This window comes from Oscillatoria sp. HE19RPO (assembly GCF_024220515.1).
In the GTDB taxonomy this organism is placed as follows: domain Bacteria; phylum Cyanobacteriota; class Cyanobacteriia; order Cyanobacteriales; family Laspinemataceae; genus Laspinema.
The window spans coordinates 1-12,450 of the sequence record NZ_JAMXOT010000118.1 but is presented as its reverse complement, the minus strand read 5'-3'; the positions used below and the strand labels follow the sequence as shown (position 1 = coordinate 12,450).

9 protein-coding genes are annotated in these 12,450 nt (G+C 46.9%); 2 read left to right on the top strand and 7 right to left on the bottom strand.

The window, feature by feature from the left end:
• The first annotated feature begins 613 nt into the window (after positions 1-613).
• A complete protein-coding gene (locus NG833_RS11535) occupies positions 614-886 on the top strand; it encodes a Mo-dependent nitrogenase C-terminal domain-containing protein (protein ID WP_254565436.1) in 273 nt (90 codons plus the stop codon).
• An 89-nt stretch (positions 887-975) separates the two neighbouring features.
• On the opposite strand, the gene NG833_RS11530 is transcribed toward NG833_RS11535, so the two are convergent.
• The 3 genes from NG833_RS11530 to NG833_RS11520 all read right to left on the bottom strand — a co-directional run bounded on the left by NG833_RS11530 (position 976) and on the right by NG833_RS11520 (position 5,369).
• A complete protein-coding gene (locus NG833_RS11530) occupies positions 976-1,968 on the bottom strand; it encodes a hypothetical protein (RefSeq protein ID WP_254565435.1) in 993 nt (330 codons plus the stop codon).
• A gap of 6 nt (positions 1,969-1,974) precedes the next feature.
• A complete protein-coding gene (locus NG833_RS11525) occupies positions 1,975-3,363 on the bottom strand; it encodes an alpha/beta fold hydrolase (protein ID WP_254565434.1) in 1,389 nt (462 codons plus the stop codon).
• Positions 3,364-3,833: 470 nt separating this feature from the next.
• Positions 3,834-5,369 carry a DUF4157 domain-containing protein gene (locus tag NG833_RS11520; RefSeq protein ID WP_254565433.1) on the bottom strand — a complete coding sequence of 512 codons (1,536 nt, stop codon included), beginning with the start codon at positions 5,367-5,369 and terminating at the stop codon, positions 3,834-3,836.
• A 166-nt stretch (positions 5,370-5,535) separates the two neighbouring features.
• Between NG833_RS11520 and NG833_RS11515 the strand changes: the two genes are divergently transcribed.
• A protein-coding gene (locus tag NG833_RS11515; RefSeq protein ID WP_254565432.1) for an ISKra4 family transposase occupies positions 5,536-6,593 on the top strand; the annotation gives its coding sequence in 2 pieces (ribosomal slippage) (positions 5,536-5,692 and positions 5,692-6,593; 1,059 coding nt in all).
• Positions 6,594-6,715: 122 nt separating this feature from the next.
• Here NG833_RS11515 and NG833_RS11510 read toward each other — a convergent pair.
• The 4 genes from NG833_RS11510 to NG833_RS11495 form a co-directional block, all read right to left on the bottom strand.
• Positions 6,716-6,958, bottom strand: coding sequence for a hypothetical protein (locus NG833_RS11510; RefSeq protein WP_254565431.1), 243 nt, complete (start codon positions 6,956-6,958; stop codon positions 6,716-6,718).
• Between the two features lie 180 nt (positions 6,959-7,138).
• The gene (locus NG833_RS11505; protein WP_254565430.1) at positions 7,139-8,872 is read right to left on the bottom strand and encodes a DUF4157 domain-containing protein; all 1,734 of its coding nucleotides are present in this window, start codon (positions 8,870-8,872) and stop codon (positions 7,139-7,141) included.
• 503 nt (positions 8,873-9,375) lie between these two features.
• Positions 9,376-11,793, bottom strand: a complete 2,418-nt coding sequence (locus NG833_RS11500; RefSeq protein WP_254565429.1) for a DUF4157 domain-containing protein — start codon at positions 11,791-11,793, stop codon at positions 9,376-9,378.
• Positions 11,794-11,953: 160 nt separating this feature from the next.
• Complete coding sequence (locus NG833_RS11495; protein WP_254565428.1) at positions 11,954-12,325, bottom strand: GxxExxY protein; 372 nt, start codon at positions 12,323-12,325, stop codon at positions 11,954-11,956.
• Positions 12,326-12,450: the final 125 nt, after the last annotated feature.

The window sequence follows — 12,450 nt, the reverse complement described above, 5'->3', positions numbered from 1 at the left end:
AGGGGCGCAATGCTTGCGCCCCTGGGGCGCAAGCATTGCGCCCCTACACATACCTTACTTTCAGTTGCGCGTTTGGAGGATTTATATTTTGCAATCCCCTATTGTGAAACTGCAAAATACATTTTTAGCATTTTATGTGTTTTTTAGCAAAAGGTCGTGAGAATTAGCTATAACCGGCCATTCGTTCAAATTAAGCAAGACTTTTAATCATAGCATAAAATTATTTTGCAAGAAGTCTATTATAATTTTACCCCCAAAGATTAACTTGAGCTATCAATTGACAACTCGAAGTAAAGCCCTATTTCCTTCGGAAAGGCTTCGCCAACGGATACCTTCCCTAACGCATCTGGGGGATATAGACAGGTGAAGAGCAGCGTGGGTTGCCTCAGCAGTATGGCGTTAGCATCGTCTGCTGTAGGCGATCGCATATCTCAATCTAGTTGAAGCAGCCAGCATCAGCAGGCAGATTTTCCGCACGCTTCACACAAACTTCACAATAGGCGGAGAGGCTTTACAATTTCTTTACACAAGTTTTGCTTAAGTGTTGTACCTTGAGTTATAGGAAACGTTTATAACCCAACCGAACATCGATCGCTTTCCCAGAGGTGCTGTTATGAGGAAATTCTTGTTTACTCTCTCCCAACCCATGCGTCAACGGCTGGATCAGATTGAAATCCGAGATCCAGATGTTGCTCGACTCCTTTACAAATTGATTCCCGCTCAATGTCCCTTCGCCCGAGATATCAAAATCGGGGGTCGTGTCATTCTCCACATCCCCCCCCTATGTAAGCTCAATCCCTTCTATGAGCAACTGATGGGGCTGAGATTCCGGGCCCTGTGCTATCTTGTGGATGAGTGTGGCATTGATATCCAAGCCGTTTCGTGAACTACCACTCTTGAATCAACGATTACAATAGCGGCTTCCTATCCAGCAGATTGCCCAACCGTAGATTTCTTGCATCCTCTAAGGTTGGGTCAGACATCTGGACAAGAGGCAGGAATTATCCGAGTCGATTTGACGATCGCCTCAAATCTCGGAACATCCCTAGATTCATATTGCTGCAAGGTTTCCGCCTTGAACGCATAAGCGCTGCTGGCAGCCCAAATTAAGCCTTGGACATTCACCAAATAAATATCCGTTCCTTGATAGGACCATTGCATCTGGCGCAGATAAGCCGGATGCGGTCCTAGAGAAAACCGCTCTTGTTTCAGAATTTCATAGTCAAAATACAGGAGACGGTGGGTTGCCTCGGACTTGCGAATCGCTTCCTCCATACCGGCTGGAGTCTGATTTGTGGCAATTGTGCGGGTACAACTGATGCGAGGGTGATATCCATCAAATTCTGGAACCAATGGAGCGATCGCCTGAAATTGATTCTCCTGGAGTTCTTGTACTGACCAGGAAGCAGGGATTAAAATCGATACGCACAATCCTGGATTAAAATAACTAATCCGCGTCAATGGGTCACTGATTAAGGCTGTTCTGCCCAGTCCCATTCCAATAAATCGAATTGAGCCGACGGCTTGCTCAAAAACAGGCAGTAATGACTCGGCAGACTGTCTCTCGACGATTCCGACCAGGCTGTAAAGGGCATCCGGCAGTTGAATACAAACTTGATAGTGAGTCACCTGGATGTTAAATTCCGGGTCATAGAAGCTAAAAATATCCAGTCTCGCCGGAAAATTATCAACAGTCAGGGGATGGCGATCGCCAATTTCTAGGGGTGAAGGGTACAACTGCAACAGTTCTTCCGCGAGGCGATCGCACCCATCGGACACCCGTTCCCAAGCAGACAAGGGAACCCGTTGAATTAAAAGTTGGGGATGATATTGGCCCTCCGATGCACAGCCATAGCTCACCCGTCCCCCGTTGCTTTCCCCTTCGTGCCAATCCTCGGGTAGTTCTAGGGAAACACCTGTTTCTTTACTGTAATAGTGGGTCAACTGAATCCTGGGTGATGGCTGCATGAGCGATTAAAACAGATTTTTCAACAAATTTCGCGTCGAATCATAAATGCTAGAAGCCCCACTAGCAATTTTATCCCCCACATAAGAAGCACCCGTAGCAACGCCACGCCCGATCTTCTGCGCCCCTCGGTAGGCACTGAGTAAAACACCTGGCACAGCACCCAATATCGTTCTGCCGCCCCATTCCGTTAAAATTTGGCGGAACCAATAGGGATATTCCTCAAACTCCTCTACTTTGCCCTTATGGTTAGCTTTATGTTCTGCAACGCCTAATTCTTCCAACATCTCATCGGTTAATCCCAGGGCATCGCGCTGGTCTTTAAAGGCATCGCTATTGAGTAAATATTTAGTATGGGATGTCGGACTGCTGCCGACTTGGTGTAGTAGCACATCTCCAGCCAGATGCTTACCCCCGGCAACATCTACGATATCCCCGGTGGCGATGTGATGCCGAACTTCTTCGGGACGTTCACTGGCATCTAACTTGCCAAACATATAGGATTGGATACGATTGATGGCAGGGGCTTGAAAGGTAACAACGCGACGAACTTTATTAGGGAAGGCAGAAGCGGCGTGTTGAGCCAGGGCACCGCCCAGACTGTGACCCACCACATCCACTTTGCCACCAGCAGTCGCGATCGCCTCAGCGACTTTTTTCTGCTGTCTTTTGAAGGCCGTGAAACCAATGGCGACTGGATCGAGGTCAGCCAGGATATCGGAGACATCCACCCAATCCGGGGTTGTTCCTTTAAAAGCCAGAATGGGAGTTCGGCCTCCCGTCTCTACTGGCATGAGTAATCCCATGAAAAAGCCTTCACCCCGAATGGTCAGAGTCCAGTTTCGCTGGTAGCCTCGGGTTGCCAGCCAATCTCCTGCCGCAGCCGGGAGGGTGTCTCCTTGATAGGCGAAACGGTGACCGATGATTTCATATTCGATATCTTCGGATTTAATTTCCGGCTGGGTATCCGTGCGATCGCCGTTATCCCGTTGAATAGTCAAGGGCTTGGTTTGCAAAGAGACAGTAGTAAAGCTCTGTTCCTGCGCTTGAATCTTCCGCTGGATCTGGGGTGAGGAGAACAGTTTACTTTGAATGGATGCGTCGGGGGAGCCTATCTTCTGGGACACCTTCGCCTCCTGGTAGTCGGCTTCTTGCTCGTATTTATCCTGGGGTGCGCCGGTGATTAGTTTAGGTTGAATCGGGAACTGAGCCGAAAAGTCAATGCGAGAGAGGCGATCGCCTGCGCTATAGCTGGGCATACTGCGGCTGCCCGGGGTTTCCTGAACTTGGGGTTGGAGTTTCGGCACTTCCCTAGGAGTCTGTAACCCCAACGGCCTCACCCTGGGAGTGGGTGCAGGGTTAGGCCATTTCTTTTGAATGCGTTCTCCTGTAGCCATAGGTAGGCTCTCCCAAAGTATTGAGAAATTATCGTTCTAGTGTGGCATCGGTGAAATCGTCATTCATCTTCCAAAAGACTGAGAAATAGCCAAAATTGACCGGGGTTGGGGCAGGGATGGGAGCCTGAGCAGTCGCCCTTTTTGAGGGGACCTGGGTAGAAGATGGGGAGGCGATCGCTTAGGGTCCCAAATCGCCGCTAAAAGGCTAGACAACTTAGCCGAGAACTGCCAAAATAAACTATTACACTCTGATTTTAGTTCTTGTCATGCTAGTTGGAACCAAAGAAGTCGCTAAGTTATTGGGAGTTTCCAGCGATCGAGTCAGACGTTTGCTCCTGGATGGGAGTTGTCGGATTTATTGTCTCATAATGCGGGAAGGTTTCTCAGATTGGGGAGCGATCGCAGAATGAGCGCATTTTTACTCTATCAATCTGCGATCGTCCCAATATATATCCCGCTACTCATGTTTGTTATTCACATCGAGCGGCATACCAAGCATAGCAATCAGCATTCTTAATAGCCTTTTCTGGCGGAGTTCCCTGTATGGCTAGACGGTTGCCATAGCCAGCGTCATCATTAGTGCTGGTAAATTTATGAGTGGCTTCGTGGTAGATAGTTTGAGGAGCCTTCCGTGACTGAGACAAGTATGCTCCAAACTGTAGATGGATACTGCCAGGACGGATTCGTTCATCGAGGAAGGGAATGTCGATTTGATCTGCCTTATCCGCTGCGGTTGCTTTTGCTTCTGACACCGATTTTAAGCCCCCTGCTTCATCGGCTTTCACAGGCCATTTAACATATCCTTTCGTCGTATCGGCTGATCTTTCGTGGTTTTCGACAATTTTTAGCGGTTGGCTCAACCCGGCATTGGTTCGAGTCATGACTTGTTTCGCCGTATCGATTAACGAGTTAAGCTTGTCTGGATCGGTCTCAAAGCCTGAAAAATTACCCGCAAAGTTGTCTGTGAGATCTTCATCAATCTCTTCCCACGGTTGTGTTGAAAATGCGGTCTTTAATGCGGTAATGCTTGTGATCGCCGCTGCTCCATATTCTCTTGCCGTTTTCACATGAGCTTTTAACTGTGTCTTTTGCTTGTCGGTGAGTGATGCCCCACCCAACCATGTCCCTTTCCGGGTGACAACCGTGATATCTTTCCCGTCACCTTTATCCGGTGTCAGGGTTGATTTTCCCTGACGTTGAATGACGTTACCCAAGGAAGGAGTTGAGGGTTGAGGGGTTAATTGGATCGAGGGATCGGGCGATCGCTGAATGGTATCATCACCTGAGTCCTCTTCTTTTTCTTCTTCTTTCGTGAGATCGATAAACTTTTTAAATTCTGCTTCTTCATCCGGTGCTAGAGTCCGCTGTACTTGCTCTGTCTGTTGCTGCATCAGGGAGTTCCCGAAACTCCTTGCTGGTTTCCATTCGGGAAATTGCACTTCACTTTTGTTCTGTAGCGTATTGACTGGAGCCGGCTGTGGGAAGGAGGTTTGACGCTGCACTGCCCCCTGTTGGATCGTGTGGGTCAGTTCGTGGGCTAATAATTCCTTGCCGCTGGAACTCCCGGGATTGTATTCTCCGCGCTTAAAAAAGATATTGTTTCCGGTGGTAAAAGCACGAGCGCTCAAGGAACGGTTGAGGGTATCGGCGGTATTGTCGGTATGGACTTTGACCCCACTGAAGTTCGCTCCAAATGCCCCCTCCATCTGGCGACGAATCGGTTCGCCCAAGGGCATTCCCCCTGTTTTGGCTTGGCTGATGCTGCTTTCCAAGTCAGACGAAGCCGCTCCCCCGTCTATGGCTTCTTCGCGTTGCACCGTCAGTCTCATTATCGAAGGTTTGGGAAAAGCTTGACGCTGCACCGCTCCACTACTATTCGGCTGCGAGGATGCGGGCGCACTGATTTGCTTAACCACTTTTCGCGCTACGGTATCGGCTTGTTGTTCGTATCGATCGTTGGGTGAGCCGATGGTCAGTTTCGGTTGAATCGTAGAGGGTGGGAGCATCCCGATTTTGTAAATAGGCGAAGGTGTGGTAAAATATTAAGTTTTTTTGAACGCAACTGGCCCATCAAAAACTGTGATGGAGGCCCGGACTAATTTTCTGTAAGATTTAAGCACCGAGATAACAAAAAATACTTATAATAGGGAAAATGTTTTGTGGAAACCGCTCATGAATCGTGAAGAAGTTGAACGTTTAAAAGAGCTGAGTGATGAAATGGCCCAGATTTTATATAGAAATACCCCACTGGAGGCTTTGGAGAACTTAGGCACCATTGAACAGCATCTTAGACAACAATGGTTAGAGGTAATCGGACCCAATATCGGTTTTTTTTTATTAAAACAGCAACGGGAACAGATAAAGGACGCTCCCGAACCGTAAAAAGCTGTATCGGACCCTTAAAAATTACCGAAAAGCAAGCCGAAAAATTAAAGGTCAAGAAATCGACTAGATTAGCACCACTTCTTGAGAAATGTTGTTTGAGAATGAGTGCGAATTTATCTTTTGAGCAAGCAGGTAAAGAAGTGGAAGTCCAGACTGGAATCAAGATAGGTCATACTTCTTTACATAACCGAGCAATCAAGCAAGAGTGGTCCGAACAATCCAGTCCGACATTAGTAAAAGAAATTAGCGTAGATGGAGGGAAAGTCCGTGTTAGAGGGCCACAGGGTGAAGGCTCTGTGTGGCTTGATTATAAAGCCGTGAGGCTTCACTCCAGTTTATATGCCGCATATTTTCAGGAGAATGAGAGCTTGATTAATTATGTAAATCGTCAGCCCCTAAATCCCCTCTTAACCTGTCTAGGAGATGGACATGATGGAATCTGGAATATTATTGCTCAAATCAATCCCAAAGGCCAACGACGAGAAATTTTAGATTGGTATCATTTAGTGGAAAATTTGTACAAAATAGGAGGGTCTAACAAACAACTAGAAAAAGCCGAAAACTTTTTATGGGAGGGTCGGGTAGAAGAGACAATTAAGTTGTTTGAATCCAACCGTCGTCGCCAAGCTGCTAATTTCTGTAAATACCTAACTAAACATCAAGAGCGAATTGTAAATTATCAGATTTTATCTTCAGAAAATATTTGCTCCATTGGGTCGGGGGCCGTTGAATCAACAGTTAAACAAATTGACAGACGATTAAAAATTTCAGGTGCGCAGTGGTCTACGGAAAATATTAATCAAATGCTTAATTTGAGGTGTGCCTACTTAAATAACTTATTATAAAGTTCAGGCATCCGACAGAATTACTGAATAATTGTTCTAATTTTAAATACTTTGATAAGCGGGTTTAGTTAGGGAGTCGCTAACTTTTGCAATTCTACAATATGGGGAGAGACTAAAAAGTTTTAAATTATATCATACTTTTCCCTATTTACAAAATCGGGATGCTCCCTAGAGGGTTGAGAGATTTTGATGCGAGACAGGCGATCGCTGTTTTCCCCCAATTCTACTTTGGTTTGAAGTTCTGGTGTTGTTGCGGACTCAAGGTTGGGGGGTTCGGCAAAGGGACGAGGTTGGAATATCCCACTGGCACTTGTCGGTGTAGGCCTCGAGCGTCCTTTTGCTTGAAGGTGCTGTCCGGTTGCCATAATTTAGCCTCTTAGAGCTTATTTAATGTCCGATTTTCCCACAAAGGCGCGATCGAAATCTATTGGACGAAAGTCTAGATTGACTCGGAACCCAGATAGGGGAGCGATCGCAGAATGAGCGCATTTTTACTCTATCAATCTGCGATCGTTCCGATAAGTAGATCTGGCTATTCGTGTTTGTTATTCGGCATTAGCGGCATACCAAGCATAGCAATCCGCATTCTTAATCGTCTTTTCTGGCGGTTGTCCCAGTACAGCTAGACGGTTATCATAGCCAGCCTCATCGTCAGTGCTGGCAAACTTATGAGTGGCTTCGTGGTAGATAACATGAGGAGCGTCCTTTTTCTTCGTCAAGAACTTTCCAAACTGCAAATGGATACTGCCAGGACGGGTTCGTTCATCAAGGAAGGGCAACTCGATTTGAGCGTCAGCATCCGCTTGGGTCATTTTTGAGCTTGGCACAGATTTTAAGCCTCCTTTGTCATCTGCCACGGGGAACTTAACATATCCTTTCAACGTAGGGGCTACAGCTTTGTGTTTTTCGACAATTTTTAGCGGTTGGCTCAACCCGGTATTGGTTCGAGTCATGGCTTGTTTTGCCTGATTGATTAACGAGCGAAGCTTCTCTGGATCCTCCTCATATCCTGAAAAATTACCCACAAAGTTGTCTTTGATATCATCATCAATTTCTGCCCACGATGTTGTTGAAAATTCGGTCTCTAATCTCGTAATGCTTCTGACCGCCGCTGCTCCATATTCTCTTGCCGTTTTCACATAAGCTTTCAAATCTGTCTTTTCCTTGTCGGTGAGTTTTGCTCCACCCAACCATGTCCCTTTTCGGGTGACCACCGTGATATCTTCCCCGTCACCTTTATCCGGTGTCAGGGTTGATTTTCCCTGACGTTGAATGAGGTTACCCAGGGAAGGGGTTGAGTGTTGAGGAGCCAATTGGAGCGAGGGATCGGGCGATCGCTGAAGAGTATCATCCCGCTTGAGTTGGACTTCTGCTTCCTTCTTCTCCAGATCGAGAATCTTTTTAAATTCGGCTTCTTCATCCGGTGCGAGAGTGCGCTGTACTTGTTCTGCACTCTCTGTGCATACTGTTTCGTCAGAGGGCGGGGGATCTGGAATCGGAGCATTAATTCGTTGCACCACATCCCGGGCAACGCGATCGGCTTCTTGCTCGTATTTGTCGTTAGGTGCGCCGACACTTAATTTAGTTTGAAGGTTCTGTTGCTCTCCCTGGGAGTTCCCGAAACTCTTGGCTGGTTTCCATTCGGGGAATTCGACTTCACTCTTGTTCTGGAGCGTATTGACTGGAGCCGGCTGTGGGAAGGAGGTTTGACGCTGCACTGCCCCCTGTTGGAGCGTGTGGGTCAGTTCGTGAGCTAATAATTCCTTGCCGCTGGAACTCCCGGGATTGTATTCTCCCCGCTTAAAAAAGATATTGTTTCCGGTGGTAAAAGCACGAGCGCTCAAGGAACGGTTGAGGGTATCGGCGGTATTGTCGGTATGGACTTTGACCCCACTGAAGTTCGCTCCAAATGCCCCCTCCATTTGACGACGAATCGGTTCGCCCAAGGGCATTCCTCCACTTTTAGCTTGGCTGATGCTGCTTTCTAAATCGGGGGACGCTTCTCCTGCTTCTGTGGCTTTCTGACGTTGCAGTGTCAGTCCTATTGCTCCCGGTGTGGCGATCGCAAATTTCGGTTGGTGGGTGGAGGCTGGAGAAATTTCGATGCGAGACAGGCGATCGCTATTTTCCCCCAATTCTACTTTGGTTTGAAGTTCTGATGTTGTTGCGGATTTCGGTATAGCAGGTTCGGCAAAAGGACGGGGTTGGAACATTCCAGTTGCACTGGTTGGTGTAGGCTTCGAGCGTCCTTTTGCTTGAAGGTGCTGTCCGCTTGCCATAATTTAGCCTCCGAAATCGCATCTAATAGTTTATTATCCCACAGAAGTGCGATCGCGTCCATTGGACCAAAGTCTAAGTTTGGCCCGAGGGGTTGGGAGCGATCGCCAAGATTAAGTAGTCATGCAAAATAAATTGCACCTATCAGCATTTATAGGGAAAGGGCAACCAAACCCCTACATTTTTTCTCGACAATGAATCGAGCCAAAGGGATTGGGCGATCGCAATTATTTTTGCCCAAGTTCTTAGCAGCAATCGGTATGGGTTGGAAGCGGAAGTCTTGGAGCCATGCCGAGTGGTGTATCGACCCGATGCGCCGAAACCTTGTGGGGCGAAGGTGTAGATCGAGACCTTGTCTGAAGTGGTGTTAGCGGGGTAGGCGATCGCAAGTAAAAGCGATCGCACTCGCTAGATGTTCTGCGCTTTCCAATATCGGCAGGTTTTTCGTTCTCTGCCGACAGCTTTACGTGCAAAGTTTCTCGAAGCTTACCGCTATAACCTCTTATTAAATATTCTGGAAATAGGTTTTCGATGTATTGCGATCGGGAGCCAACAGTTCGGTGCTTTGGCTGCGAACCTTGCTATTAAATTCCTGTGCCATTTTTAAAATTTTGGTCTTCAGTTCGTCTGGATTATTCACATTCAGAATTCCCTGCATTGCTGCAATCGCTGCTTCATTTTTTTCCGTTTCCGAAGCATTCTCTTTGGGTTTCTTGCCTTTGCGAATGGCTACCAACTTCTCATCTATTTTAGCAGCAATTTTATCAGCCGCTTCATGTTGCTGCTCTATGTTTAAACTCTCTAAATGAGGAAGCTTATACTGACGCAACTCTGCTACTGCCAAGAACAAGCGATAAAGATATTTAGACGAACGGTAGAAAATTTTACCCGAATTTTGTCCAGCGTAATGGCTCAAATCCTTCAAGAAATCTCCTAGTTGTTCGTTAAACGATTGCAAGTAATGTTCGGGATTCAGAGAATTCATAATCTCTGCTTTTTTAGTCGGATCCTTTGCTCCCTGTACCCCAGCCACAATATGTTTAACCGCACCTTCACTGTGATAGGCTTCGGCGGCAAAAAAGCAAGCTTCTCCTAAAAGCTGTTTGACTTGCGCCTTGAGTGCTTCAACCTTTTCAGGTGAGCCATCCCCTAATTCTCGGATGGTGGCTTGAATTTGACGCACTTTCCTCATTCGTTCCAGATAAAGTTCATTACTTTTCTTCAGAACTAAATCCGACTCATCGTGAGCGATCGCCTGTAACTTATCGGGATTTAATAACTGTTTGCGAAGCATTTCTCTTACCGCTGGATCCGGCTCATTTTTAAGAGCTTCCTCCTCCTCTTTGCCCAAACTGGCGTGGTTTTCGATATGCTCTAACTCTGATGCGCTCAATTCTTTCTCGACCTCACCCAGCAATTCATGGGCGAAAATCTGATAAACAGAATCGGCTTCTTCGTACTGATGGCGAATTAACGCTTGTTGTTCTGGGTCATCAATACTCTGAACCACACTATCAACGTAGCGGTCCCATTCCACTTGCTTCATATAGCGGCGTTGTTTGACTAAAGCCGCAACGTCTTGGGAGAGATGCCCCATTCCACCAAATCCCCCTCCGGGTTGAGCCAAATCGGTATCTGGGTTTTGTTCTGTCTTTGCCGAATCATCAATGTTTTCTTCAACTTTGAGGTAATCTTTGGCGTATAAATTCGTATCAAACAAGGTGCCCGGTTCGACGCCAAATTCATTGCGAACTTCAGCATTAAACCATTTAATCGCTTCCACATCGTTCCCCGAATCCGGTGTAGAGATTGTGATGTCGTAATCTGAGGTTAAATCTTGGCTGCCTACTGATTTAGCAATTAAGCCGGGATAGGTATGGCGAAGAACGCTGATTAAGCCGTCTACATACTGTTTGCGGAAATCGAAAAATTGCTGCATAGTTGAGGCATCGCCACTAAATTCGGCTTTGACTTTATCCCAACTTTTCAATTCTTTCAGAATTGTTTCAGCCGATCCATCATTTTGGTCAACTTGAGATTGAGAATCTTGCGGTATCGCATCCGATATCGGGTTAGCAGCTTGTGGGTTAGCAGCCGAGTCTAGATCGATCGCTTCGTCAACAGTATTGAATTGCTCTACGTCTTCTACAGGCAGGAGTTTAAGACCTCTGGCTTTACGAATCCGGTTGGCGTGTTTAATCTGCTCTGGGGTGAGTTTGCATTGAATGCTAGGAGAGCTTTTCTGTTGAACCACGTGAGTCAACTCGTGGGCTAATAATTCTTGCCCACCTGAACTTTCTGGATTATATTCCCCTTGTTTAAAAAAGATATTATTTCCAGTCGTAAAAGCACGAGCGCTTAAGGAACGGTTGAGGGTGTCAGCAGTATTATCGGTATGGACTTTAACGCCGCTAAAATCCGCCCCAAATGCCCCCTCCATCTGGCGACGAATCGGTTCCCCCAGAGGCGTACCACTGCCTTTGGCTTGGCTGATGCTGCTTTCCAAGTCTGAGGAAGCTTCTCCAGTTTCTGTGGCTTCCCGGCGTTGCACCGTCAGTCTCATTATTGAGGGAGTCGGAAACAGTTGACGTTGCACGGCTGCATCAGCGCCATTGGCATCCGGGGATGTAGGTGAACTAATATGCTTGACCACTTGGCGAGCAATGGAGTCGGCTTCTTGCTCGTATTTATCATCCGGTGCGCCGATCGCCAGTTTGGGTTGGAGGTTGGAGGGTTGAGAGATTTCCATGCGGGACAGGCGACTGCTATTTTCCCCCAATTCCACTTTCGTTTGAAGTTCTGATGTTGTTGTGGATTTCAATTTAGGGGTTTGGGCAAAGGGACGGGGTTGGAACATCCCCGTGGCAGGAGTCGGTGTAGCGTTGGATGGTCCTTTCTTCTGAATGTGCCGTCCGGTTGCCATAGTTGAGCCTGCCGATCGCATTGATAGAGTATTTTGTCTAGTATTTCATGAAAGGTGGACTCGGGTCTATTCGACTAAGGTCTAGATCGTAACCACTGATTATTAACCACTGATTACACTGATTTTCACAGATGGGGAGAGGGACACGGAGTGGGAGGGGTTAGAGGATGAGGCGTTTGATTTTTAGGCTGGGTTCGCCGAAGTTGAGCAGGAGTCCGAGGCGGAGGTGAGTGCCTTTTAGGTAGTTGATGACTTGGGCTTGGAAATTGTTGTTTAAAGTTTGAACGGCTTTGGCTTCGATGATGATTTGGTCATAGCAGAGGAAATCGGCTTTAAAGGTTCGGATTAAAGGGATTCCTTTATAATAGATGGGAATCGGAGCTTCTCGAATATAAGGAATATCTCGCTGTTGAAACTCGATTTCTAAGGCATCTTTATAAACAATCTCTAAGAAGCCGGGTCCCAACTCCCGATGCACTTCTTGCGCCGCCCCAATTATCTGATAAGTTTGTTCCTCAAATAAATAACTCATTAGGAATTCTTTCCTAAAATCAGTGGAAGGATTATACCACAGATTACACAGATTTTCACAGATTCTCGTGATTTCTCTTGTTCTCTGTGCAAATCTGTGCAATCTGTGGTTCAAATCCACCCTTT

Excerpts from the sequence above, each read along its gene's own strand:
- NG833_RS11535 (WP_254565436.1), top strand. The coding sequence starts at position 614 with ATGAGGAAATTCTTGTTTACTCTCTCCCAACCCATGCGTCAACGGCTG.
- NG833_RS11530 (WP_254565435.1), bottom strand. The coding sequence starts at position 1,968 with ATGCAGCCATCACCCAGGATTCAGTTGACCCACTATTACAGTAAAGAA.
- NG833_RS11525 (WP_254565434.1), bottom strand. The coding sequence starts at position 3,363 with ATGGCTACAGGAGAACGCATTCAAAAGAAATGGCCTAACCCTGCACCC.
- NG833_RS11520 (WP_254565433.1), bottom strand. The coding sequence starts at position 5,369 with ATGCTCCCACCCTCTACGATTCAACCGAAACTGACCATCGGCTCACCC.
- NG833_RS11510 (WP_254565431.1), bottom strand. The coding sequence starts at position 6,958 with ATGGCAACCGGACAGCACCTTCAAGCAAAAGGACGCTCGAGGCCTACA.
- NG833_RS11505 (WP_254565430.1), bottom strand. The coding sequence starts at position 8,872 with ATGGCAAGCGGACAGCACCTTCAAGCAAAAGGACGCTCGAAGCCTACA.
- NG833_RS11500 (WP_254565429.1), bottom strand. The coding sequence starts at position 11,793 with ATGGCAACCGGACGGCACATTCAGAAGAAAGGACCATCCAACGCTACA.
- NG833_RS11495 (WP_254565428.1), bottom strand. The coding sequence starts at position 12,325 with ATGAGTTATTTATTTGAGGAACAAACTTATCAGATAATTGGGGCGGCG.